The sequence below is a fragment of the Plantactinospora sp. B6F1 genome, from assembly GCF_040120695.1.
Lineage (GTDB): Bacteria > Actinomycetota > Actinomycetes > Mycobacteriales > Micromonosporaceae > Plantactinospora.
The window spans coordinates 316,213-341,400 of the sequence record NZ_JBEEAC010000004.1 but is presented as its reverse complement, the minus strand read 5'-3'; the positions used below and the strand labels follow the sequence as shown (position 1 = coordinate 341,400).

18 protein-coding genes and 1 tRNA gene are annotated in these 25,188 nt (G+C 72.6%); 8 read left to right on the top strand and 11 right to left on the bottom strand.

Annotation, left to right across the window (positions count from 1 at the left end; genetic code table 11):
- Positions 1–122: 122 nt before the first annotated feature.
- Entirely contained in the window at positions 123–2,288 is a 2,166-nt protein-coding gene (locus ABNF97_RS08985) for a transglycosylase domain-containing protein (protein ID WP_130462374.1), read from the top strand.
- A 109-nt stretch (positions 2,289–2,397) separates the two neighbouring features.
- Here the strand turns inward: ABNF97_RS08985 and ABNF97_RS08980 are convergent, their stop codons facing one another.
- Positions 2,398–2,979: a GNAT family N-acetyltransferase gene (locus tag ABNF97_RS08980; RefSeq protein WP_130462373.1), complete on the bottom strand. Its 582-nt coding sequence runs from the start codon at positions 2,977–2,979 to the stop codon at positions 2,398–2,400.
- A gap of 105 nt (positions 2,980–3,084) precedes the next feature.
- Positions 3,085–5,115, bottom strand: a complete 2,031-nt coding sequence (locus tag ABNF97_RS08975; protein ID WP_349338217.1) for a cobyrinic acid a,c-diamide synthase CobB — start codon at positions 5,113–5,115, stop codon at positions 3,085–3,087.
- 195 nt (positions 5,116–5,310) lie between these two features.
- On the opposite strand from ABNF97_RS08975, the gene ABNF97_RS08970 reads away from it, so the two are divergent.
- A complete protein-coding gene (locus ABNF97_RS08970) occupies positions 5,311–6,141 on the top strand; it encodes an SURF1 family cytochrome oxidase biogenesis protein (RefSeq protein WP_349338216.1) in 831 nt (276 codons plus the stop codon).
- A 145-nt stretch (positions 6,142–6,286) separates the two neighbouring features.
- Entirely contained in the window at positions 6,287–6,772 is a 486-nt protein-coding gene (locus ABNF97_RS08965) for a hypothetical protein (RefSeq protein WP_130462370.1), read from the top strand.
- Positions 6,773–6,839: 67 nt separating this feature from the next.
- On the opposite strand, the gene ABNF97_RS08960 is transcribed toward ABNF97_RS08965, so the two are convergent.
- Both ABNF97_RS08960 and ABNF97_RS08955 read right to left on the bottom strand, forming a co-directional pair.
- The gene (locus ABNF97_RS08960; protein WP_349338215.1) at positions 6,840–8,747 is read right to left on the bottom strand and encodes an ATP-dependent DNA ligase; all 1,908 of its coding nucleotides are present in this window, start codon (positions 8,745–8,747) and stop codon (positions 6,840–6,842) included.
- A 78-nt stretch (positions 8,748–8,825) separates the two neighbouring features.
- Entirely contained in the window at positions 8,826–9,032 is a 207-nt protein-coding gene (locus ABNF97_RS08955) for a hypothetical protein (RefSeq protein WP_130462368.1), read from the bottom strand.
- Positions 9,033–9,217: 185 nt separating this feature from the next.
- On the opposite strand from ABNF97_RS08955, the gene ABNF97_RS08950 reads away from it, so the two are divergent.
- A complete protein-coding gene (locus ABNF97_RS08950; protein ID WP_349338214.1) occupies positions 9,218–10,912 on the top strand; it encodes a hypothetical protein in 1,695 nt (564 codons plus the stop codon).
- Positions 10,913–11,035: 123 nt separating this feature from the next.
- On the opposite strand, the gene ABNF97_RS08945 is transcribed toward ABNF97_RS08950, so the two are convergent.
- From ABNF97_RS08945 to ABNF97_RS08935, 3 genes are all read right to left on the bottom strand, one after another.
- The gene (locus ABNF97_RS08945) at positions 11,036–12,400 is read right to left on the bottom strand and encodes a dipeptidase (RefSeq protein WP_349338213.1); all 1,365 of its coding nucleotides are present in this window, start codon (positions 12,398–12,400) and stop codon (positions 11,036–11,038) included.
- 108 nt (positions 12,401–12,508) lie between these two features.
- A complete protein-coding gene (locus ABNF97_RS08940; RefSeq protein ID WP_349338212.1) occupies positions 12,509–13,678 on the bottom strand; it encodes a M48 family metallopeptidase in 1,170 nt (389 codons plus the stop codon).
- Positions 13,679–13,769: 91 nt separating this feature from the next.
- Positions 13,770–14,372: a hypothetical protein gene (locus tag ABNF97_RS08935; protein WP_130462364.1), complete on the bottom strand. Its 603-nt coding sequence runs from the start codon at positions 14,370–14,372 to the stop codon at positions 13,770–13,772.
- A 48-nt stretch (positions 14,373–14,420) separates the two neighbouring features.
- Between ABNF97_RS08935 and ABNF97_RS08930 the strand changes: the two genes are divergently transcribed.
- A complete protein-coding gene (locus ABNF97_RS08930) occupies positions 14,421–14,831 on the top strand; it encodes a rhodanese-like domain-containing protein (RefSeq protein ID WP_130462363.1) in 411 nt (136 codons plus the stop codon).
- Between the two features lie 118 nt (positions 14,832–14,949).
- Here ABNF97_RS08930 and ABNF97_RS08925 read toward each other — a convergent pair whose 3' ends face one another.
- Together ABNF97_RS08925 and ABNF97_RS08920 are read right to left on the bottom strand one after the other, a co-directional pair.
- Complete coding sequence (locus ABNF97_RS08925) at positions 14,950–16,542, bottom strand: cobyric acid synthase (RefSeq protein ID WP_349338245.1); 1,593 nt, start codon at positions 16,540–16,542, stop codon at positions 14,950–14,952.
- A 5-nt stretch (positions 16,543–16,547) separates the two neighbouring features.
- Entirely contained in the window at positions 16,548–17,534 is a 987-nt protein-coding gene (locus tag ABNF97_RS08920; RefSeq protein WP_349338244.1) for a cobalamin biosynthesis protein, read from the bottom strand.
- Positions 17,535–18,019: 485 nt separating this feature from the next.
- On the opposite strand from ABNF97_RS08920, the gene ABNF97_RS08915 reads away from it, so the two are divergent.
- A complete protein-coding gene (locus ABNF97_RS08915; RefSeq protein WP_130462362.1) occupies positions 18,020–19,348 on the top strand; it encodes an acyltransferase family protein in 1,329 nt (442 codons plus the stop codon).
- Positions 19,349–19,610: 262 nt separating this feature from the next.
- Here the strand turns inward: ABNF97_RS08915 and ssb are convergent, their stop codons facing one another.
- Positions 19,611–20,465: a single-stranded DNA-binding protein gene (gene ssb, locus ABNF97_RS08910; RefSeq protein WP_349338211.1), complete on the bottom strand. Its 855-nt coding sequence runs from the start codon at positions 20,463–20,465 to the stop codon at positions 19,611–19,613.
- A 201-nt stretch (positions 20,466–20,666) separates the two neighbouring features.
- Complete coding sequence (locus tag ABNF97_RS08905) at positions 20,667–21,677, bottom strand: DUF1444 domain-containing protein (protein ID WP_349338210.1); 1,011 nt, start codon at positions 21,675–21,677, stop codon at positions 20,667–20,669.
- Positions 21,678–21,789: 112 nt separating this feature from the next.
- Between ABNF97_RS08905 and ABNF97_RS08900 the strand changes: the two genes are divergently transcribed.
- Together ABNF97_RS08900 and ABNF97_RS08895 are read left to right on the top strand one after the other, a co-directional pair.
- Positions 21,790–21,862: transfer RNA gene (locus ABNF97_RS08900), tRNA-Arg, on the top strand.
- A 242-nt stretch (positions 21,863–22,104) separates the two neighbouring features.
- Positions 22,105–25,053, top strand: a complete 2,949-nt coding sequence (locus ABNF97_RS08895) for a helix-turn-helix transcriptional regulator (protein ID WP_349338209.1) — start codon at positions 22,105–22,107, stop codon at positions 25,051–25,053.
- The last annotated feature ends 135 nt before the right edge of the window (positions 25,054–25,188 follow it).

Genomic DNA, 25,188 nt, shown 5'->3' with positions numbered 1-25,188 from the left:
CGGTCGCGGCGGCCAGCGGGCGTCGCGGAGCGGATCGGGGGTAACCGAAGCGACCGGGCAGAAGGCTCGGATATCCGCGAATCTTTATCATGTTTTACCGGGATTCATCATAGCTTGGAGGCGTGACGGACCCCACCACCCGCCCTGCCCCTGGTCGACTCGTACCCCTGCTCCGTGCCGGACTCATCGCCGGTGTGGTCGTCGCGGCGGCGTTGTTCCCGTTCGTCGCGGTCGGCGGCCTGGCCGCCAAGGCCGGTGCCGACCTGGTGGAGAAGACCCCCGCCGACCTGCTCGCCGCGGCGCCCGCACAGACCAGCTACGTCTACGCCGCCGACGGGACGACCCTGATCACCACCTTCTACGAGGAACACCGGCGGTACGTGCCGCTCTCCCAGATGTCGCCGTACATCCAGCAGGCGATCGTGGCCTCGGAGGACTCCCGGTTCTACGAGCACAACGGAGTCGACCCCAAGGGCGTGCTCCGGGCCTTCGTCGCCAACCAGCAGGCCGGTGGGGTGTCCCAGGGCGCCTCGACGCTGACCATGCAGTACGTCCGGATGGCCCTGCGGGACAGCGCGACAACCCCGATGGAGGCCCGGCAGGCCACGGAGCAGACGCCGCTGCGCAAGCTCCGGGAGATGCGACTCGCCCTCGACCTGGAGAAGGAGGTCTCGAAGTCGCAGATCCTGGAGCGCTACCTCAACGCGGCCTACTTCGGCCATCGGGCATACGGCATCTACTCGGCATCGGAGATCTTCTTCTCGAAGCTCCCGAAGGACCTCACTCCGGTCGAGGCGGCCACCCTAGCCGGGCTGGTCAAGGCGCCGACCACGTACGACCCGGCCAGCTCGGACCGAAAGGCCGCCACGGACCGGCGCAACTACGTACTCGACCGGATGCAGGCGATGGGCTACCTGTCTCCACAGGACACGGCGGCGGCGAAGGCCGAACCGATCCAGCTGCGCCTCAGCAACCCGCCGAACGACTGCATCTCGGTGCCGGAGGAGCACAACGGCTGGGGATTCTTCTGCGACTACCTGAAGGCCTGGTGGGCGGCGCAGCCAGCGTTCGGCAGCAACTCGCTCGAACGCCTGGACAAGCTGCGCCGGGGCGGTTACACCATCATCACCAGCCTGGACCCGAAGATGCAGGAGATCGCCGACGACCAGGTGCAGTCCGCGATCTCCAACAACAGCCCGTTCGGTCACGGCCTGGTCGCGGTCGAACCCGGCACCGGGTACGTCAGGTCGATGGCGGTGAACCGGAACTATTCGCTGGACCAGAGCGAGAACGGCCCACACTCCGACCCGAGCCGGCGCAACCGGATGAAGGGCAACTACCCGAACACCGTGGTCCCGCTGCTCGGCGGCGGAGATCTCCCCGGCTACCAGGCGGGATCGACGTTCAAGATGTTCACCATGCTCGCCGCGCTGGACGCCGGACTTCCGCTCAGTACAGCGTTCAACTCACCGCACCGGTTCGTGTCGATCTACCCGGACGGCAGCGGTGGCCCGACGGACTGCGGCGGCTACTGGTGCCCGTCGAACGCCAGCGGCGCGATGAGCGGGCACCAGACCATGTGGTCCGGCTTCGGCAAGTCGGTCAACACGTATTTCGTCTGGTTGGAGCAGAAGGTTGGTGCCGAGAACGTGGTCCGGCTCGCCGAACGGTTGGGCCTGCAGTGGCGTACCGACATCGACAAGCGGCAGGCGTCGCCGATCCAGGCGAACAAGTGGGGCTCGTTCACCCTCGGGGTTTCCGACGTCACCCCGCTGGAGATGGCCAACGCGTACGCCACGGTCGCCGCCGAGGGACGGTTCTGCGAGGCGCTGCCGGTCACCTCGATCGTCGGGCCGGACGGCATGCCGGCGACGTACCGGACCGGCGCCGGGATGGATCTGGAGATCGCGCTGCCGAGGTGTAGCCAGGAGGTCAGCGCCGACGCGGCCCGCGCCGCCACCGACGCCGCCCGGTGCCCGACCGGGGACACCCCGGCCCGGGGGTCCTGCGGCGGCTGGTCGACCGCCGACCGGGTCCGGGGCATCGTCGGTCGGCCGGTTGCCGGCAAGACCGGTACCACCGACAGCGACCGGGCCGCCTGGTTCGTGGGTTACACCCCTGAACTGGCCGCCGCGAGCTTCCTCTCCGACCCGGACAGCCCGATGAACCCGGTCGGCTCGGGCCCGGCGAACAAACCCATCGACACCGTCGCCGGATTCCTGAAAGACGCACTGAAGGACCAGCCGGTACGCCAGTTCAACCCGCCCTCGGACGAACTCACCGGCTGACCGGGCCGGTCCTCGCCGAGCCCGCCACAGGCGGTCCCGCCGGCCGGGTGCCCCGGGGGGTGGCTGCGACGGCGCGGGATCCTCGTGCTGGGAACCGACCGGGTCGCCGTCAGGTTCCGGGTGAGTGCAGGTCGGCGGCGACCAGGGACCAGACCTCCAGGTCGACCCGGCCGCTGTGCACGTACCCGGCGTTGCGCAGCAGCCCCTCGTAGGTGAAACCGGCCTTCTCCGCGACCCGCCGAGACGCGGTGTTGCCGGGCGCCACCCGCAGTTCGAGCCGCTGGAAGCCGTGCTCCAGGATCAACGCGACGGCTATCGCGTCGACCGCCTCCGCCGCCATGCCGAAGCCCCGCGCCTCCGGCGCGATCGCGTACGACACCTCGGTGACCCGGCCGCCCCAGTCGGTGCGCTTGGTCCACAGGCAGCCCACCAGCCGCTCGTCCTCGCGCCGGATCACGCCGTAGTGGTCGCCATTACCACTGTCCCGCCGCTCCTGGGCCATCTCGGTGCACCAGGCGTCGGCGTCGATCTCCCCGAGTTCCCGCTGGAACGGCAGCCAGCGTTGAGTCTGCTTGTCGGCGAAGATCGCCGAGACCGCCTTCGCGTCCGACCCTCTCAGCGGGCGTACGTACACCCGAGGCGTCGACACGGTCAGGGTCGGAAAGCGGCGCACTGCCACCTCTCCGCTCATACCGCCGGCTCACCCCACTCGTCGCCCGACCGCCTCTCGACGGTGTCCCATCGGCCAGACCCAGGCCGCTCGCCACCGATCCGGATCATGCGCCACCGATCCAGATCACGCCACCGGTCCAGCCGCCGGACTGTTCGGCACGGCGCCGGTCGCCGGCTCGGACCCGACCGTTCCGCCCGGTCCGGCAGCCTCCACCGGCGACTCGGTGTCGGAGCCGGCGGCCCTCGGCGCGGGGACGGCCCGCGAGCCGGCACCCGGCCGGATCGGACCGCCGTCAGTCGGCCCAGCGCCACCAGGGAGCACACCGCCACCGGAGGACGCAGCACCACCACGTGACGCAGCACCACCAGACGGGGCAGCACCACCAGACGGGGCAGGGCGACCGGACGCGGGGCCGGCAGTTGGCTGCCGTGGACCGGTTGCGTCCGGGCCGACCGGAACGGCAGGCCGACCAGCACCCGAGGGCGAGACCGGAACGGCAGACTGGCCAGCGCCCGAGGGCGAGACCGGAGCCGGTGGCGAGACCGAAACAGCCGGCCCGACCGGAGCCGGCGGCGAAACCGGAGCCGACGGCGAACCCGGGGCCGCCGGTGGCACCGGAGCCGACGGGGAGACCGGAGCCGACGGGGAGACCGGAGCCGACGATCCGACCGATCCTGGCGACACCGGCGCGGCCGGGCCCACCGCCCCCGCCGAGGGCGCGGCGCCAGCCGGCGCGACCGGAACCGTCGGCGACGCGGGCGCCGGGCCGGACGGGGTACCGGCCGACGTGGCAGCGGCGACCAGGCGACTGGCGATCACCGGACTGCTCGCCCAGTGCAGCGTCAACTGGGAGGCGTGCACCCGACGCCAGACGAAGCCCTCCGGCGGGCCACCGCCCCAGCTCCACGCCGGGGTCTGCCCGGCCCGTGGGGTCAGTACCCCGCGATGCTGCTTGTAGCCGACCAGCCGGGCGCCGAGCCGGGCGACCGGGGTGTCCGCCCGGGCCGTCGCCTCGCGGTACCCGACCACGGTCCGGTCCAGGCTCACCCCGGTGGCGTCCAGCACTCCACACATCGGGCGCCCGTCGAACTCCCGGGACAGCCAGAGCAGCCCGGCCCCCTCGGCGATCACCGGGCGGCCGGTACGGGCAAGTTCCGCGACCGCGATGCAGAGCCGGCGGTTCGCCGACAGCTCCTCGGCGTACGTCTCGGGAAGCGCGCCGCCGATCACCAGCGCACCGGTCTGCGCCGGCAGGGTCTCGTCGCGGAGCGGATCGAAGGCGACCACCTCGGCGCCGGCCGCCGCCAGCAGTTCGGCGGTCTCGGCGTACGAGTACGACAGGGTCGGCCCGCCGGCCAGCGCCACCACGGTACCCGTACCCGTGGTCGGCGGGTCGCCGACCGGTCCCAGCTCGGCGAGCGCATCCGCGGCCGACCAGGCGGTCACCGGCACCCGGGGCGCCGAGCGGGCCAGCGTCAGCAGCCGGTCGAGGTCGACGACTCCGGCGATCGCCTCTCCGAGCCGGCGCACCCCCCGGTACGCCTCCACGGCGCGCTGCATCACCGGCACCACGCCGTGCTGCCGGGACGGCAGGACGGCGGGCAGGTCCCGTCGGCGCAACGCCCCGAAGACGGGTACGCCGATGTCGTCCAGCGCGTCGCGCAGCAGTTGCTCGTGCCGGTCCGAGGCGACCCGGTTCAGGATCACGCCGCCGAGCCAGAGCATCTCGTCGTACGCCCGGAAGCCGTGCGCCAGCGCGGCGACCGACTGGCCCATCGAGCCCACGTCGACGACCAGCACCACCGGGGCCCGCAGGCTGGTGGCGATCGCGGCGGTCGAGTCGATCTCGGGCCGGCCGGCCAGGCTGTCGAAGAGCCCCATCGTGCCCTCCACCACCGCGATCTCGGCATCGGCGGAGCCGTGCGCGAAGAGCGGGGCGATCCGCTGCGGGCCGACCAGCCGGGGGTCGAGGTTGCGGCCGGGGTGTCCGGCGGCGAGCCCGAGGTAGGCGGCGTCGGTGTGATCGGGACCAACCTTGAACCCGGCGGCGTCCAGTCCTCGGGCGGCGAGCGCGGCGAGCAGGCCGACCGCGATCGCGGTCTTGCCGTGTCCGGACGACGGTGCGCTCACCACTACGCGCGGCGCGTCGATCATGGTCGGCTCCTCGGGGCGCGGTCACCGCCCCCGGTGCGGGCGGTTCTGGTACGGACGGTGGTGGTGCGAGGGACGGCCCGGCCCGACCCGTCGATCGAACCGACGCGCGTGAGGATACCCGGCACCGGGCGCCGCGCCGGCCCGCCGAGCCGGCCACCTGGCAAACCGGGGCAGCCGCCCGGGTAGCCTCGTGCTGTGTACCGGTTCCTGCTCACGCCCCGCTGGCTGGGCATCCTCGCGCTGACCCTGGCCGCGGCCGCCGTGATGGTGCTGCTCGGCAACTGGCAGCTGAGCCGCTACCAGGAGCGGGCCGCGATCAACGAGCGAATCGACGAGACCGCGACGCTGGCACCGGTGCCGGTGGATCACGTGCTGCCCCGGCCGGACGGCCCGGCGGGCACGGTCGGTCCGGCGACGCCGGCCGGCGCGGCGTGGACCCGGGTCACCGTGACCGGGCGGTACGACAGCACGAACGTAATCATGATCCGCAGCCGTACCGTGGCGAGCAGGGTCGGCTTCGAGGTGCTCACCCCGCTGCGGCTGGCTGACGGCAGCGCCGTCCTGGTGGACCGGGGCTGGATTCCGCCGGCCGAGGGCGGCGGCGCGCTGGCCCGGCCCGAGGTCCCGGCGGTCCCGTCCGGCGAGGTGACGGTGGTGGGCCGGGTTCACCTGTCGGAGAGCAAGCCGGACGCCGTCACCCGGCGGGACGGCCGGATCGAGACCCGGCGGATCGCCGTACCGGCGCTGGCCCGGGAGCTGCCGTATCCGGTCTACTCGGCTTATCTGCTGTTGGACGAGCAGACTCCGGCCGCCGACCCGGCCTTCTCGGCGATACCGATCCGGCACGAGAACGACTGGCAGAACGGCGGCTACGTCGTGCAGTGGTGGCTGTTCGCGGCGATGGCCCTGGTCGGCTTCTGCTGGGCGGCCCGCCGGGAGGCGCGCGGTGACCTGAAGGACGGCGACCGGGACCGGCTCGGCCAGGATCGGCTGGATCAGCCGGCTCCGGCCACCCCGGGCGGCTGAGCCCGGTCGCGCTCGCCACCGCCTGCCCGTCCGACCCCGGTCGGGCTGCGGTCATCGACGCACCGCCTGCACCTCACGGTGGCGGCGGCCACGATCCGGGTTAGGGTCTGCGAAACCGGCGGTGTGGCATTGGGGAGGAGCCGCAATGAGTGTGGACCCGAGCGGAGCGCCGGACGTACCTCCGCCACCACCAACCGATCCATGGCCGACCAACCGCCCGTGGCCGACCGACGCCTCGGTCTCGCCCGGCTATCCACCACCCACCGCCCCGGGCTCGCCGGAGCCGGTGGTCGCGCAGATCGGCGAGATCGCGGTCACCCCGTCGACGGTACGCACCCCGAGTGGCGACCTTCCACTCGCCGGTTCGCAGTGGCACGTCGCGGACTACTGGCAGAGCGAACAGAAGACGCCGACCTGGGCGATCGTGGTTGCGGTGGTCGGCTTCTGCGTACTGACCGTGTTCAGCCTGCTGTTCCTGCTCGTCAAGGAGACCGTCCACCGTGGAACCGTGCAGGTGACGGTGACCAACGGCCTCCGGCAATACGTCGCCCGGATCCCGGTCACCGAACAGTTCCAGGTCCAGCAGATCCACCAGCAGGTCAACTACGCGCGGTCGCTGGCCGCGATCTGACTTCCGGTCGATGCCGGACGGTCAGGCCCCCGTGCCCAGCCGGGGGGGTGACCGCGACGGCGGCCGGTCAGGGACGCCGACCCTCGTGGATGGCTCGTACGGTGTCGATGGTGTCCGCTTCCGCCGCGCTCTTGTCGTCGCGGTACCGCAGTACGCGGGCGAAGCGCAGCGCCACGCCGCCCGGATAGCGCGGGCTGCTCTGCACCCCGTCGAAGGCGATCTCCACGACCTGTTCGGGACGCACCCGGACCACCCAGTCGCCGCGCTCCACCGCCAACTCCTGGAACCGCTCGGTCTGCCAGCGCAGCAACTCGTCGGTCAACCCCTTGAAGGTCTTGCCGAGCATCACGAAGCCGCCGGTCTCGGGATCACGGGCGCCGAGGTGCAGGTTCGACAGCCAACCCTTGCGCCGGCCACTGCCCCACTCGACGGCAAGCACCACGAGGTCGAGGGTGTGCCTCGGCTTGACCTTGACCCAGGCGGCACCACGGCGACCCGCGTCGTACGCCGCCTGCGGCGCCTTGACCACGATGCCTTCGTGCCCGGCGTCGACAGCGGCGGCGAAGGCCGTCGACGCCTGCTCGACGGTGTCGACGGTGATCCGCTCGACGAGTTGTGCCGGCGAGACGGTGCGGGACAGCGCGGCCCAGCGCTCGTGTCCCGGCGCGTCGAGCAGGTCGACGCCGTCCAGGTGGAGGATGTCGAAGAAGTACGGCGTCAGCACGACCCCACCGCTGGTGTTCGCCGCCGCGATCACCGCAGGGGCGACGGTCGCCGGACGGTCCGGGCCGGGGATCTCGGCGGGTGCCGTGCCGGAGGTGCCGATCCGGGGCACCTCGGAGATGTCCACCGACCCCACCGACCACGCCGACCCTGCCGTCGACGGTGCGACCGGCGCCGCGCCGAAGCTCCGTGTCCCGCCCGCCGGGTCGGCGTCGTCCACGCCGACCGCTGCCACCTCGTCCGGCCCGCCGCCGACCGCTGCCACCTCGCCCGGCCCGCCGCCGACCGCTGCCACCTCGCCCGGCCCGCCGCCGACGGCTGCCAGGTCGCCCGGCCCGCCGCCGACCGCTGCCAGGTCGCCCGGCTCGCGGCGGGCCTCGTCGCGGACTGCCCGGCGGGCTCCCCTGGTCGCCGCCCGGCTGGCGGTCTCCTGGAAGGGCCGGGGCCGGCCGGAGGCATCGAGGGCGATCGCCTCGCCGTCCAGCACCAGCTCGCGAGCCGGCAGGGAGCGCACCGCCGCCACCACCTCGGGGACCCGCGAGGTGATCTCGTCGAGGCTGCGGGTGAAGACCGAGATGTCGTCGCCGGAGCGGTGCACCTGGATGCGGATGCCGTCGAGCTTCACGTCGACCACCGCCGGCAGCCCGACGGCGGTCAGCGCCTCCTCGACCGACCCCGCGCTCTGCGCCAGCATCGGTGCGAGCGGGCGGCCGACCTGCAACGCGAACCCGGTCAGTGCGCCCGAGCCGCCGGTGAGCGCGGCCGCCGCGACCGCCTTCAGGTCACCGGCGAGCAGCAGTGCCCGGCGCACCGTCGGTAGCGGCACCTCGGCCGCCCGGGCGATCGCCTCGGCCAGCAGGCCCGCCTGGGCGCCCTGCCGCAGCTCCCCGCTGAACAGGCCGAGCAGCAGCCGCCGCTCGTCGACGGTGGCGGCGCCGAAGAGGGCTGCCAACAGCTGACGCCGACGCTGCTGCGAGCCCGGTCCCCGCACCTCGGCCAGCTCGGCTATCGCCGCGTCGACGCCGGCCACCGTCAGGGTCGGATGCTCGGCCGGCGGCGGCAGCTCACGCAGGCTGGCGTAGCCGACCCCGGTCTGCCGCTGACGCAGCTCGCCGGCCAGGTAACCCGAACCGGCGACGAGTTCCTCCGGCGCGAGGTTGCGCAGCGCCTCGGCGAGCAGCTCGACCTTGGCCCGCCGGCCGGAGGTGGCGGCGACGGCCGCGGAGGTGGCTGCCAGATCAACGAAGCGCACGGCTCCATCCTGGCAGCCAGCACCGACATCATTCCGGCCGGCCCGCCATCGTCCCCCGGCTGAGCTGGGCAGGGACGGTCAGACCGAGGCAGGTTCCTCGATGCGTAGGCCACGGGCACGCACGCTGTCGGCCACCCGGGCGAGAGCGGCGTCGAGCGCACAGAGAACTGTGGAAAGCTCGCCGAGCTGGTCCCGGAGCGCATCCTCGGACCACGCGGAGACGTCGACGTCCCGCAGCGCACTGACCGCGGCGTCGAGCCGCGCGATCGCCTCGTTCGTACTCATGTTCGAAACCTTACCGCCTCGAAACTCCCGCCGGGCGCTTTCTCCGTTTTCTTCCCGCGAACATCCCCTCGTGGACAGGTGGACTATCTTCGACTACGGACACCCGTCCTCTGTCCACATTCCCCTCCAGCCAGACGCGGTCCGGTCTCCCGGACCCGGGCTCCGGCGAGACCCCCCGGAGAGTCATGACGAACGGCATCCTCCGCCCAGGCAAGCGGGTCGGCGCGGCCGCCGCCGCGGTGTTCGCGGCGCTCGCCCTCACCGCCGCCCCCACCCCGGCGTACGCCGCGGCGCAGCCACGGTTGCAGATCTCCAGCGCCACCGAGGCGACGATCGACACCACCGGCAGCACCCTCGGCTTCCACCTGCACAACACCGGGGACGCGCCGGCCACCGAGGTGGGCGCGGTCTACGACGCCGAGCACACCAGCGACGACGTCATCCTCTCGGTCCCGCCCGGCGGCGAGGACTGCCAACAGTCCCACAAGACGGCGACGTGCCGGCACGACGACCTGGCGCCGGGACAGCGCCGGCTGATCGAGCCGATCAGGCTGCGCAGTGCCCCGGACGCCCGGCCGGGTCCGGCGGGGTTCGTCCAGGTCAGCGTCTCGGGCCAGGGGCCCGACGGTGCGGTCTCGGCGACGTACGAGCTTCCGGTGAGCATCCGGGCCACCGGCTCGGGCCTGGTCGCCGAGGTCGGCGACCTCGGTAGCGCCGAGCAGCGGGTCGGCGGCGGCGACCGCCGAGGCCTGGACGCCAGGGTGTTCAACCTCGGGAAGAGCACCCTGCCCGGCTTCCGCCTGACGATCACCCTCCCGCTCGGGGCAACATTCGTCGAGCGGTACACCGAGTGCGTCTACGATGACGACCTCCCCGGCGAGCCACCGGCGGGCTACGTCTACGGCCCCCGGCGGGTGACCTGCCAGATGCACCTGATCCTGGAACCCGGCAGCGGAGTCGCCTTCTCCGATCCGGTCTCCGGGGACGCGGCGTTCAACGTCGTCTTCGGCAAGAACCTCCCGGGGCCCGCCGAGGCGAGCGGCCGGTTCGAGGCCGGCGTACCGGATCAGCCGCTCCCGCAGACCCGGCGCCGGGCAGCGACGCCGGACGGCCGGTCGCTGGCCGCCAAGGTCGCCGAGCTGCGGGCCAGGGCGGCCGGGGCGGAGCAGCGGTCCCGGGTCGAGCCCGGAACGCCGGAACAGCCCGGCGACACCGGACAGCTGACCACACCGGGCCGGCAGGCCCCGACCGGTGGCAGCGACCCTGCCCAGCTGACCCCCGCGGCCGAGCCGCACGTCGCCGAGTTCGGCATCTGGACCAGGCCCAACAGTCACGACCTCGAGGTACGCGCAACGCCGGTCACCGGCTCCGTCGGCGACACCGTGGAGGTGCCGTACCGCATCACCAACCACGGTCCGTCGGACGGCGGTGCCGCGTGGCGGATCGTCGCGCCGAGCGGCACCGTCCTGTTGCCGAGCCAGTGGTGCGCGTTCCGGGACGAGCAGGGTGAGCCGGTCGCCGAGCTGACCGAGGTCGACTGCGGCACCGAGAGCCAGTGGCTGGCGACCGCCTCCGGCGAGGGCGTCGTGTCGTCGGCGATACGCCTGAAGATCAAGTCGACACCGGGTACCGACGGCACGATCACGATCCGGGCCCTCGGACCGTCGACGGAGACGGGACCGAAGAGCAACACCGCCCAGCTCCTGATCAACAAGCCGGGCGGCGGTGGCGGCGCGGACGGTGGCGACGACGGGCTCCCGATCACCGGGGTCCGGACCGGCCCCATCGCCGCCGTCGGCGCCGCTGCCCTGCTGCTCGGCGCGGTGCTGCTGCTGGTGGGCCGGCGGCGCCGGTCGACGGCACCCCCGCCCGCCGAGTAACCGGTCCGGGCGCCGGAAAGCCGCCGGGCCCGTCCGGGGGATCGGAACGACTCGTCGGCCGATCCCCCGGATGGACCCGCTCGATCCGTGAACCGCCGGGTCCGGTGGGCGGCCGCGGATGGCTCAGCGGGCGCCGGCCGCCTCGGCGACCTTGGCCAGCAGCAGCGCCTCGGCCAGGCAGACCCTGGCGAACTCCCCCAGGTGCAGGCTCTCGTTCGGCCCGTGTGCCCGCGCGTACGGGTCCTCGACACCGGTCACCAGGATCGCGGCCTCCGGGAAGATCCGGCGGAACGTCTCGATGAACGGGATGGAGCCCCCGATCCCCATGTCCACCGGCTCGACGCCGTCCCAGGCGGTCCGGAAGGCGGCGCGGGCCGCGTCGTACATCGGGCCGGAGGCGTCGATCACGCACGGCTCGCCGTCGTGTTCCAGGGTCACGGTGACGCTCGCCCCGTGCGGGGCGTGCCGGCGCAGGTGCTCGGTCAACGCCGCGTACGCCTTCGCGGCCTGGTCACCCGGGGCGAGCCGGACGCTCAACTTGGCCTTCGCCGACGGGACCAGGGCGTTCGGCGCCTCCGCGGTCGGCGGGGCGTCCAGCCCGATCACCGAGATCGCCGGCTTGTTCCAGAACCGGTCGGTCAGCCGGCCGGTGCCGATGAACGAGACCCCGTCGAGCATCCCGGCCTCGGCACGCAGCCGATCCTCCGGATAGTCGACGGTGGCACCCGCCGTGCTGACCAGCCCCTGGACCGCCACGTCTCCGGCTGGGTCGTGCAGGGTGGCGAGGAGTTGGCAGAGCGTGGTCAGCGCGTCCGGTACCGCCCCGCCGAACATGCCGCTGTGCACCGCCTGGGAGAGGGTGCGGACCTCCACGAAGCAGTTGACGATGCCGCGCAGCGATGTCGTCAACGCCGGTACGCCGATGTCCCAGTTGCCGGAGTCCGCGATCACGATCACGTCGGCGGCGATCTCGTCCCGGTGCTCGGTGAGAAGCCGCTCCAGCGAGTCGGAGCCGTACTCCTCCTCACCCTCGACGAAGAGCACCACGCCGACCGGGAGCGCGTCACCGAAGGCCCGCAACGCGGCGACGTGGGCCAGCACGCCGGCCTTGTCGTCGGCGGCGCCCCGTCCGTAGAGCCGGCCGTCCCGCTCCACCGGCTCGAACGGGTCACTCTGCCAGAGGCTCAGGTCGCCGACCGGCTGCACGTCGTGATGCGCGTACAGCATCACGGTCGGTGCGCCGGGCGGCGCGGGACGCCGGCCGATCACCGCCGGCTGGCCGCCGGACCGGACCACCCGCACGTCGAGAGAGCAGCCGCGCAGCAGTTCGGCGACCGCCTCGGCGGAACGCTCGAGCTGGGAGTGGTCGAAGCCGTCGAAGGCGATCCCGGGGATCCGGACCAGCCGCTCCAGGTCGGCCCGTACGCCCGGCAGCTCGCGATCGATCGCGGCACGAAGTTCGGACTCGGTGCGGATAGTCGTGGTCATGCCGAAGATCGTATGCCGCGCCGCGCCGCGTGATCATCCGAACCCCGGACGACGCGTGATCATCCGAACCCCGGTGGACGCTCGTCCAGGCTGTCGGCGGGCGGAGTGCTACCGGGGTTGCCCGGTCGGCGGTTCCGGTGCCTCTCCGTCGGTCCCGGGTGCCGGGCCGGTGGAGCCGGTCGTGCCCGGCTTGTCGTTCCGGCGGGTACGACCGGCCGCCCGAGCGGCGGCCTCACCCGCCGCGTTCGCCCAGGAACGGGCCCGACCCGCGCTGCCGCCGGCCCACTCGCCAAGGTCACTGGCGCCGTCGCCGAGCCGGCGCAGCAGGCCGACAAGCGGATCCTGGGATCGTCCGAAGGCCTCCCGGTACGCCTCCGCCGCAGCCTTGATCTCGGCGGACACCGAGGTCAGACCGTCATCGTCCCGGCGCGGATAGTCGCCGCCGAGCAACCGGGCGTACGCGCCGGAGTCGACCCACCTGCGCAGGTCCGCCGCCCGGGCCACCGGCACCGGATGGGTACTCCAGGCGGTCATCCGGATCTTGTGCAGGCTGTCCCGGAGGTCACCGCCACCCTCGTACTCGGCGGCCTGCTCCAGGAATGCGGCCGTGTCGATCTGGCTCAGGTCGCCACCGCCGGCCAGCTTCATCAGTACCCGCAGCGCCGCCGCCGGGTCCTGGCCGGCGAGCAGTCCGGCCCGGTCGCCCGACAGCTCCGCCTTGCGCCACCACTCCAGCATCGCGGCGATGATCGCCCGGAGGGCGAGCGCACCGACCGGCAGCCAGCTCAGGTTTGCCGCCCACCGGGTCAGGATGGTGAGGATTGTCTTGTAGACGGCGTGCCCGCTGCCCACGTGGCCCAGTTCGTGGCCGAGCAGGAAGCGGAGCTCGTCGTCGTCGAGTTGGTTGACGGCGGCAGAGGTGATCACGATGAACGGCCGGTCGAGACCGATCGCCTCACCGGACAGCCAGGGCGACTGGGTCACGAAGAGTTCGGGCAGCTCGGCCACGTCCAGCGCGGCACCCGCCTCGGCGTAGAGCCGGTACACCCGGGAGTACTGCCGGTGGTCGACCCGGATCGCGGAGGCCAGGTAGGAGAGCCGGAAGCCGCGCTCGTTCCACATCCCGAAGAAGGCCTTGACCACGTCGTCGAAGCCGCGTAGTTCGCGCAGTGCGGTCAGCGCACCACGGTCGGCCGGATGCTCCCAGGCCCGGGAGCTGATTCCGCGCAGTACCACCCGTCGCCGGGCCGGAGTGCCACCCGCACCGTCTGCCGTCATGGTGTCCCCCCGCCCGCCGCGCGTCGGCCCTGTCCTGCCGATCGTGCCCCAGCGATGCGGATACGTCCATAAGCGGACCAGGGTCAGTCCGTCACCGGACCCGGACGAAGGCGGTGCCGTCCCGCACCGAGCCGGTGGCGCCGTCCACCACCAGGTCGGCTCGCTCGACGGTGCGGTCGGCGGCGAAGTGCGCACGCTCGCCGCGACGCCAGACCGCCAGCCGGGATGCCAGCGCAGCGCCGTCCCGGGCGAGGGTACGGTCCCGGCACAGGTCCACCGGTGCGGTCACGAAGACGGCGAGGCTGAGTTCGGCGGCGATGGCGGCACGGGCGCTGGAGACTCCTTCGACGATCACCACCGGGGCGGGCGGCACCGCCGTCCAGTCCGGCCCGAAGCGGTCCCGGGTCCAGTCGTACCGGCGGTACCGCGCTGACCGACCGCTGCGCAGCGGGGCGAGGATCCACTCCTCCAGCCGGGGCCAGAAGGTGAACTGGTCCGCCCAGCCGTCGAGCAGGTCGTCGGTGTGCACCACCGGCGTGGCGACCTCGAACGCGGCCGCCAGCCGGCCGGCGAAGACCGTCTTGCCGGCTCCGCTCGGCCCGTCGACCGCGACCAGTCGGGTACGCCCCAGCCGGGCCGGCCGCCCCAGGATCCGCTCCGCCAGGTCGGCGTACGGCTCCACGACGGGTGACATCCGGCCGACCCTACCCGTCGGTGACCTGGGCAGGCGGACAATGATCCGGTGTCGGACCAGGATCGGGGTGTGGCGGTGCTGCTGGCGCGCGCCCGCGCCGGAGTACGCCGTCTGACACCGCTGGAAACTCTCGCGGCGGTGCGGCGCGGGGCGCTGCTGGTGGACACCCGTACCGATCCGCAGCGGGCGGAGCAGGGCGAGTTGCCGGGGGCATTGGTGATCGACCGGACCGTGCTGGAGTGGCGGCTCGATCCGGCCAGCGGGTCCCGGATCCCGGAGGCGGTCGGCTATGACATCGAGATCGTGGTCGTCTGCCGGCAGGGCTACAGTTCCAGCCTGGCGGCGGCCAGTCTCCGAGCCCTGGGACTGTGGCGGGCGACGGACCTGATCGGCGGCTTCGATGCCTGGCGGCGGGCGGGACTGCCCTGTGCCGACCACCCGGCTGACGTGCGGAGGTGACGCGCGGAGGTGACGCGCGCGGAGGTGACCCCGCCCGGCGGACGCCCGAAGGGTCACCCCGCCCGGCCGACTGTGCGGAGGTGACCCGGCCGGGTCGACGCCCGAAGGGTCACCCCGTTCACGTCGGCGCAGGGGCCTGTTCCGCCGCGACGCGCTGGGTGGTCGTCGGGTGTGCCGGAGGTGCGCCCGGCGGGACGAACGGCAGCCCGGCCGGCGGTCCCTGTTCGACGAGCCGCCACAGCGCGGTGGTGTCGAGGTGCTCCTGCACCAGGTCGCCGAGGAGGTCCAGGGTGCGTTCCCGGGCGGCGGCGAACGACGTGTCCGGGGCGACCTGGAAGCGGTGCCGGCCAGCAAGTCTGGCCACCTCGGTGAGGAAGCGGCGCCGGAACGGGTCCGAGGTGAAGGCGCCGTGCCAGTGGGTGCCGAACAGGTGACCGACCGCCGCGCCCTCCGGCCGGCCATCCGGGTGGTGGATCAGTGGTGGCGGTGCCGGGTCGGCACCGGAGACGTACCCGTGGTGGATTTCGTAGCCCTGGACCGGGACCGACCCGAACGCCGTCCCCATCGAACGGGTCACGGTCTTGGCGGCGCCGAAGGTGATCTCGACCGGTAGCAGGCCGAGGCCGGCGACCCGCCCTCGCCCGCTCTCCACCTCGTCGTCTATGTGCCGGGCGAGCATCTGGTAGCCGCCGCAGATGCCGAGCAGGGGCCGCCCGGCTGCCGCGTGCGCCTGCACCACGTCAGCCAGGCCGGTACGGCGCAGCCAGTCCAGGTCGTCCACCGTCGACTTCGTACCGGGCAGTACGACGAGATCGGCGGCGGCCACCTCGGCCGGCTCGACGGTCAGCCGGACCCGTACTCCCGGCTCGGTGGCCAGGGCCTCCACGTCGGTGGCGTTGGAGACCCGGGGCAGCCGGATCACCGCCACGTCCAGCCACTCGCCACCCTTCGGCGGTGCCGGCCGGCCGAGCACCCGCCCGTAGGCGAGCGAGTCCTCGGCGTCGAGCCACAGGTCGACGTGCCAGGGCAGCACCCCGTACGTCGATCGCCCGGTGAGTTCGGTCAGCATGTCGAGCCCGGGACGGAGCAGGTCCAGGTCACCGCGGAACTTGTTGACCACGAAACCGGCCACGAGCTCCTGGTCGGCGGCGTCCAACAGGGCCAGCGTGCCGAACATCGACGCGAAGACACCGCCCCGGTCGATGTCGCCGACCACGATTGTCGGCAGCCGGGCGTGCCGGGCCAGCCCCATGTTGGCGTAGTCGGCGTCCCGCAGGTTGATCTCGGTCGGGCTGCCCGCCCCCTCGCAGACCACGACGTCGTATTCGGCGCGCAGTTCGGCGAGGGCTTCGAAGGCGGCCGTGGCCAGTCGGGGACGCAGGGCGCGGAAGTTGCCGGCCGTGATGGTGTCGACCGCACGGCCGAGCAGCACGACCTGGCTCGACCGGTCGCTTCCGGGTTTCAGCAGTACCGGGTTGAACCGCAGGTCCGGCGGCACCCCGCAGGCGGCGGCCTGCATGGCCTGGGCCCGACCGATCTCGCCGCCCCGCCCGTCCGGCCCGACCACCACCGCCGAGTTGTTCGACATGTTCTGCGCCTTGAAGGGCGCCACGCTCACCCCCTGGCGGTGCAGCCAGCGGCAGATGCCGGCGGTGAGCACGCTCTTGCCGGCGTCCGAGGTGGTACCGGCGACCAGCAGCCCGCCGCTCACCGGGCTCATCCGGCTGCCCACCGGCGGGCGAGCCAACCGCCCGCGCCGCGACGCGGCCGGCTCGTGGCCGCGTACGCCACGGCCACGCCCAGCGCGGCGAGCCCGACCGCTCCGGAGAGCCGGGCGGCCCGTTCGATGTGCCGCCGCTCCGGCCGGGGGCCGTCGCCGAGGAACGGCCGGACCTCGGAACGCCCGAAGTAGACGTTACGGCCGCCCAGCCGGACGCCGAGCGCGCCGGCCATCGCCGCCTCACACTGTCCGGCGTTCGGACTGGGATGGTCCGCCCGGTCCCGCCGCCACACCTGCCAGGCACGCGTCCGGTCGCCCCGGACCAGCGGGGCGGCGGCGATGGTGAGCAGCCCGGTCAGCCGGGAGGGCACCAGGTTGAGCAGGTCGTCGAGGCGGGCGGCGGCGGTGCCGAACCGGGCGTACCGCTCCGCGCGGTGACCGACCATCGCGTCCAGGGTGTTCGCCGCCCGATAGCCCAGGAGTCCGGGCAACCCTGCCACCGCGCCCCAGACCAGCGGGGCGACCACCGCGTCGGAGGTGTTCTCCGCCACCGACTCGACGGTGGCGCGGGCGAGTTCGGACTCGTCCAGCGCGGCCGGGTCCCGCCCGCAGAGGTGGCCGAGGCGTTGCCGTGCCGCCGGCAGGTCCGCCCGGCGAAGGGCCTGGCTCATGAGCGTGGCTTCCCGCCGTAGCGTCCGTCCCCCGAGCACCGTCCAGGTGGCGGCCGCGACCAGCGCCGCGCGGGCCAGCGGCCGATGCCGCGTGGCGACCGCCGCCGCCCCACCGAGAGCCACAGGTACGCCGACGGCCAGCGCCGCGAACCCGGCACCCGAGGCACGTCGAGGCTGGTACATCCGCCGTTCGAGCGCGCTCGCGAACTGCCCGAACCCGGCGACCGGATGGCCTCGCCGGGGATCCCCGAGGAGCGCGTCGAGCGCGTAGCCGGCGGCCAGCCCCGCCGCGTTCGCCGTGCCGCTGCCCAGCCACCCCGGCGCTCCGCTCCGACTGCCGGTCCGGCGCGTCCAGCCGGGACGCAGTCCGCCGCGCCTCCCGGACAATCCGCTGTCTGGCCCTCCGGACAACCGGCTATCTGGCTCTCCGGACAACCGGCTATCTGGCTCTCCCGAGGACCGGCCTACTGGGCGCACGGCCACCACCTCCCCCGGTGCGGAGCCTAGTCCGGGTCGTCACCAGGTCCGGTCGACACCTCACGGCCAGCGCACGACGGCCCACAGCTCCCTCGATCCGGCATCGCCGCCCAGCATCCGGGCGGTGGAGGGCTGTCCCACGTCGCTTTCGTTGGGCACGCGCCGACCGCGGGCCGCCTCGGCACCGGATAGGGTCACGGACGGACCCGCGGCAGCGGGGGTATCCAGCCGGGAGCGACCACAGGTCCGAACATCTCGGCACGATCCGGCCAACGGGAGGCGTAAGTGCTGGCCATCGATGTGCGCATCGAGGAGGCGCGATGGTCAGTGTGACGACCGTCACCGAGGATGCACCCGACCCGTCGACCGCCGCCGGCAGAGCAGCGAACGGATCCGGCGGTGGGACCGGAGGTGCGCTGCACCGGCTGCCGTCCCTGACCGGACTGCGGTGGGTCGCCGCGATGCTGGTTTTCGGTTTTCACGTCGGCACGATGCAGATCGTCGCTGAACCCGGATATCGCCAGGTCGTCGACTGGGTCTTCACGCTCGGTCTCTCCGGCGTGCAGTTCTTCTTCATCCTCAGCGGCTTCGTACTGGTCTGGTCCGCCCGGCCCGGTGACACCAAGCGCGCCTTCTGGCGACGCCGAGCGGCGAAGATCTACCCGAACCACCTCGTCACCTGGGCCGTGGTCCTCGCACTCGCCTGGTACTGGTCCGACGCCGTCAACCTGAAGGCGGCAGTGGCCAACCTGTTCCTGGTCCAGGCGTGGATTCCGGTAGACGGCTACTTCTACAGCATCAACAACGTCAGTTGGTCGCTCGCCTGCGAGATGTTCTTCTATCTCTCGCTGCCGTTCGCCCTCCCGCTGATCCGCCGGATGCGCGCGTGGCAGCTCTACGCCGTCGTCATCGCCATGCCGCTGCTCATCATGGCGATGTGGCCGGGCCAGCAACTGCTGCCGGAGACCGTCCGCTGGTGGTTCACCCAGATCTTCCCGGTCGTGCGCTCCTTCGAGTTCTGGATGGGTGTGGCCGCCGCCGAACTCATGCTGCGGGGAAAGTGGCGAGGACCGGGTCTGTTCGTCTCCACCGGCCTCTTCGTCGTGATCTGGGTCGCGTCGATGGAGTGGATCCGCGCCGAACTCTGGACCACCGTGCTGGCCTTCGGCTACGTACTGGTGATCGCGAGCGCGGCCCGGGCGGACACCACCGGCCGCTGGTCGCCGTGGCGGTCCCGGCCACTGGTCTGGCTCGGCGAGGTGTCGTTCGCGTTCTATCTGGTCCATGTCTTCCTGATCAAAGCCATCTTCCGTTTCGCCGGGCACAGCGGCGGGTTCCCCGGCTGGCAGGGCCCGGCCGTCGCCATCGCCATGCTGCTGGTGAGCTTGGCTGCCGCCTGGCTGCTCTTCCGCTTCGTCGAGACACCGATGATGCGGCTCCTCAATCCTCGACGCCGGCCTCGAACCACACCGCCACCCGCTGGCGTACGCCGCATACAAGCGCGGACGGTCGTACGTCAGCGGCAGCCCGAGCAGGCGGATGATGACCCTGCCCCGGAGGCGCCGGACCAGGCGACCGGGACGGTGCCGGCACCCCGGAACGGCCAGCAATCGGAGGACTTTGACAGCCGCGCGCCGGCCGGGGCATAGCCCGAAGACCAGGAGGGGACGTACCCGATCTGCGCCCGTGGCTGCCCGCACGGTGCAACCCGGCCCGACGGCTCGGGTGGGGAGATCGGCCAGTGCCGCGACCGACCTCCCCACCCCGGCCGCCTCGGATGGGCGGTGCGGAGGCGACCACCGCGTCGATCCGGGCGACCGACTGTCCGACCACCTAGCCGAGCCGGACAGTCGGACCGGGCAGGTCCGGGTTGCACCCCTTCCGGCCAACAGGCTTAGCGGCCGGAAGCGTTCAGACGGACACCGGCAGCCGGCCACGACCACGGCGGTTTCGCCCGGCGCCGCCGATCTTGCCGAGGTCTGCGGTACCGGCGTCGTTCTCGTCGCGGAACTCCTGGCTCTGCGCGTCCCCACCGTTGCCGTCGGGCTCGATCTCGTCCTCCCCGACGTCGACCCCGTCGATGTCGTTCTGCTCTCCTCCACCACCGCCCGGCGGGCCGTAGGAGCTGCCGGTCAACGAAGTGGTCGTCTCGTCCGGGCCGGTCACGTCACCGTCGGGCAGCCCGTCAAGCTCGATCCGGCCGTCGAAGGTGTCGGCCGGCGGGTGCACCGGATCGAAGCCCTGACCCGGCGGTACCGGCAGACCCCGGTATTCGCCGTCGTCGTCGAACGGGCGCTCGTCGGGCAGTACCGGTGCCTCGTCGGACGGCACCGACTCGGTGGTCTCGCCGTGTACCCGGGCCTCGGCCTCGGCCTCCTCCATCGAGGATGTCGCCGTCGACGGCCGGTTGCGGGCGAACCGTCCCCTCCCCCGGGAGAGGTCGTGGCCGACCGCCACCGCCTCCAACTCGTACATGGTCCGGTGGTTGCCCGCGTCGTCGGTCCAGTCCCGCGTGTAGAGCCGGCCGACCACGACAACCGGGTCGCCGACCATCACCGAGGAGGCGACGCCCTCCGCCAACTTCCGCCAACAGTTCACCCTGACGCGCAGGCTGTTGCCGTCGACCCAGCGCCCGCTCTCCCGGTCCAGGCGACGAGCGGTCGAGGCCACCTTGAAGTTGGCCACCAGGGTGCCGGTCTGCGTGGTACGCCGCCATTCCGGTGCGGTCAGCACATTACCGACAATCGTTACATAGGTATCGAACATCGTCCCTCCACAGGGCTCCGGTTGTTCCCGTCCGAGCCGACTCGACCGATAGCGTCGCCGCCGTACCCGTCAGGCAGCCACCGCTGTCGGCTCGCCTGTGGACAACCGGGTGCCCTGTGGAAAAAGCCCTGATCAAGAAGTGATCTGGTATTGCCCTGCGCGACCGCGCCCTCTCCGGGCCAGCCGTATCGCAGCAGGTGTTCACCGAGTTGGCCCGCTGGGCCTCGGCTTACGTCGCTTCGATCCCCGCACCGGCGGCCGCTCCGGCCAGTCCGTCGTCCCCCCGTCACCCGACCGCTGTCGAGGCAGGCGGTACGGACCCGGTTCCGAGCCCGACGCGCCCCGCCACCGACCCGGCTCAGGCTCGGCTTCCGGCTCAGGCTCGGGACGGGGGCTGTCATGCCAGCGGGCCCGGCCTGCCCCTGACGCCGGCCGGGGGTCGTCCCGCCGGCGCTCCGGCTCGGGCGCCGGCTCCGGTTCCGGCCGCGCGTCGCCACGCCACCGCCGGGGACCCGAGCGGTCGGGCTCCTCAACTCGGGGAGTTCCCTGCCAGCGCTCCGGCTCCGGGGGCGCGCTCCGCCAGCGCTCCGGCTCAGGCTCCGGCTCCGGGGCACCCCGCCACCGCTCCGGCTCGGGCTCCGGTTTCGGAGCCGCGCCTCGCCGGCGCCCCGGCTCCTCCCACCGATCCGCCCGCGGCTCGGGCTCCGGCGTCGTCCGATACGTCGACCACCCGCCCTCGCGCCACACCAGCAGCTCACGGCTGAGCAGATTCTGGTCGCCGGCGAAGAAGACCCGGTCCACGGCCCGCCGCACCTTCTCGATGCCCGGCCGGGAAGCCGTACCGGTGACAATCACCACGTCCCGGGCCGGGACGCCGACGACCAGCTCGCCCGGCACGGACCGCTCCAGATCCTCCCAGACCTCGGCGGCGAGCAGCACGGTGGATTCCAACCCGCCGAACGAGAGCATCGGCGCGGGCGGCTGGCCGTCGATCCGCAACCGGGGCAGCAGCCGGTAGAGATTGTCGACGGCCACCTGCCGCAGCTCGGCCTGGCTGATCTCAAGCTCGTCCAGGTCGTCCCAGGTGACGAGGCGGCCGCCGTACGGCGGCCCGAACGAGTAGCCGACGTCGAGGTCCTGGGTGAAGTCTTCGAGCAGGTGGTTCTCGCCGTACCTGGCGTCTTCGGTCGACACCAGCAGCGGCAAAAACATTGTGCTCGTCAACTGCACGCTTCGAAACCTAGTATGTGCAGGCCAGATCGTCACGTCCTCGCCGAGGCTCGTCCCGGCAGCGGTAGCCTGCTGGGGCACACGACCACGTCCCGCGCCCGTAGCTCAGCGGATAGAGCAGCTGCCTTCTAAGCAGTTGGTCGCAGGTTCGAATCCTGCCGGGCGCGCCGATCCAGACAGAGTACGAACCCTGAATCCCGGACCCCCAGGTCCGGGATGCTCCATCTGTGGGGATTCGGACGTACGGCGGGATTCTGTTCCGGCCGGCCAGGACGCGACGAGAGACTGGCCAGGACGCGGCGAGAGAGATTGCGCTGCTGGCCGGGGATCGGACGGCTCGCGCCGGTAGACAACAGGGCCCCGGCATAGAGAATAAGATCATCTGTCTGACTGCACCGAGGAGCCTGCCATGCCGGGTGCGGCCGGTATACGCGGCCACCTGACCGATGGATTCCCCCAGTTGACCCCGCCGGCCCTCGTGGGTCGCGCCGGGGAGCTGAGCGCGCTGGCGGAGGCGATGGCGCAACCAGCGGCCCTGGTCCTGGTCGAGGGAGAGGCCGGGATCGGTAAGAGCCGGCTGGTACTGGAGTTTCTGGCCCTGCCGGCGATGCGGGCGCGCCTGGTTCTGGTCGCGGTCTGTCCGCCGTTCCGCGAGCCGCACACGCTCGGTCCGGTGCTGGACGGGGTGCGGCACGTGACGAAGACGGTGGCGGGTCTCGGGCTGAGTCCGCTGGCCGGGACGCTGCGCCCCTTCTTTCCGGAATGGGCAGCGCAGCTGCCACCACCGCCGGAGCCGCTCGATGACGCCCGGGCAGCGCGACACCGGATGTTCCGGGCGCTGGTGGAGCTGCTGGACCGGCTGCGCATCTCGGTACTGGTCGTGGAGGACGTGCACTGGGCGGACGAGGCCACCGCGGAGTTCCTGCTGTTCCTCGCCGCGCGTCCGGATGCCTGGTCCGGCTCCCGCCCGGGGCTGCTCGTCACCTACCGGCCGGAGGACCTACCCGCGAACACGCCGGTGGTACAGATCTCCTCGCGGCGGCCGGCCGGGACCACCCGGCTGCGTATCCCGCTCCGTGGCCTCGACGTCGCACACACCGCCCGGCTGATGTCGTCCATGCTGGCGGGCGAGACCGTCTCCACCGAGTTCGCGGAGTTCCTGCACCGGCACACCGCAGGGATCCCACTCGCTGTCGAAGAGGTGATGCGACTACTGCACGCCCGCGCCGACCTGATTCATCGCGATGAGGGCTGGGCGCGGCGCCGGCTGGACCGGATCGACATACCCGCGACGGTGCGCGACGCCGTGCTCGAACGGGCCGCGCGGCTCGGCGCCCCAGCCCAGGCGGTGTTGCACGCCGCAGCCGTACTCGTCGACGCGTCGGACGGGGCGATGCTCGCCGCGGTCAGCGGTCTGGGAACGGACGACGCGGACCAGGGCATATCCGAGGCGAACCAGAGCGGCCTGCTCCAGCAGGACGAGCGCGGCAACTTCTCGGTACGGCACCCGCTTGCGGCGCAGGCGGTGTACGACAGGATCCCGCCCTCCGAGCGACGTACGCTGCACCACCGCGCGGCCGCGCTCCTCCAGCAGGGCAGGGCGGCACCGCTGGCCCGCCTCGCCCACCACTACCGGGCGGCCGGCGACATCGCCTTCTGGCTCCGGTATGCCGAGCTGGCCGCAGACCTGGCGCTCGGCTCCGCCGACGAGGCCGGGGCGACGACCCTGCTGTACCAACTGCTCGACAGTCCTGATCTGCCCGCGAACGCCGTGGCGCGGCTGGTGGCCAAGATGCCGTTCACGTGGTTCGCCGGTCCCGCTCGGATGGACATCCTGGTACGGGCGCTGCGGCGGGCCATGGACGATGGTCGCCTGCCCATCCGCGAACGCGGTGCGACCCGGCTGCACCTCGCCCGGGTCCTGTGGATGGCGGGTGAGATCGTCCCTGCCCGGGACGAGGCCGAACGGTCACTTGCCGAGCTACCACCCGGATCGGTCGAGGCGGCACGGGCGATGGGTTTGCTGGGCCGGCCGGAGCTGGTCGCCGGGACCAGGGCCGCGAACCTGGACTGGCTGCGGCGCTCGGCCGCCGCGTGCGACTCCGGGTGGTCCCCGGCAGACCGGCTCAACCTCGTCGTCAACCGGGCGACCGCGCTGCTGAGAATGGGTGAGGAGTCGGGGTGGGTCGAGGCCGCGGCGATTCCGCAGGACGTTCCCGATTCGACGATGCGCCGCCACGTGACTCTCGGCCACCTGAACGTCGGCGATTCCGCCATGCGCTGGGGCCGCTACGGCCTGGCCCGCCGCCATCTGGCCATCGCCCTCATGCTCGCCGAGCGACACGACCTGCTGGCAGTACGGGACGCGGTGCTCGCCACCCAGGTGCACCTGGACTGGTTCGTCGGCGAATGGACCGGCCTGGCCGGCCGGGCCAAGGCGGTGGCCCGCGGCGACGATCCCACCCGAGGCACGTGGGCCGAGGCGCACCTGGTCCTCAATATGGTCCGCGCGGCAACCGCAGCCCCGGGCTCGCCTGATCTCACCGGGGTACTCGACCAGTGCCGTCGGCACGGGACGGCGGAACTCTACGTGGAGACCGCCGCGGTGATCGCCACGATGCGGTTGGCCGACGGCGACGTCGACGGGGCGCTGTCCGTCACCGAGGATCCGGTACGGGTCGTCGCCGCCACCGGGATCTGGCTGTGGGGCGCGTCCGTGGTGCCGGTTCACGTCGACGCCCTGGTTTCTGCGGGACGGGTCGACGCGGCGGCGGATCTGGTCCGCGACTTCGCCACCGGCATGCGCGGGCGCGACATCCCGACGGCGCGGGCGGCCATAGCCCAAGCCCGCGCGGCGGTCGCCGAGGGGCGTGGCGACCGGCAGCGGGCCGCGGCCCTCTACCGGCGGGCCGCCGGCATCTGGCGGTCGCTGCCGCAACCGTACGACGCGCTTCGCACGTCCGAGCGTGGCGCGGCGATTGACGCGGGCGACCGCGGGCGGGCGGACCTCGCCGAGGTGCTGGACGGGTTCTCCGCGCTGGATGCCCGTCGCGACGCCGACCGGGTTCGGCGCCGGCTACGCGATCTCGGCGTGTCCGTGCCCCGATCCGCGCGCGGCGGCCGGCCCAGCTACGGAGATCGGCTTTCGCCGCGCGAGTTGGACGTGGTGCGGCTGCTGCTCGCGGGTAGGACCAACCGGCAGATCGCCGACGATCTCGTGATTTCCGTGCAGACCGTGGCGAGCCATCTCAAGTCAGTCATGCGGAAGCTGCGGGTCTCGTCCCGCACGGCGGTGGCCGTACAGGCCGTGGAACTGGGCCTGCTCTCCGGAGACACGGCAACCGGCGCCGACGAGTAAATCGCCGCGTCGAGATTAATCCCTCATCCGACCAATCGTGCGTACCACCGGGACGGGCGGAGACTGCGGCGATGGAAGATCGCGAGCCGACTCCAACGACCCAAGAGTCTACCGACGGCTTCCCGGAAGGCGCCC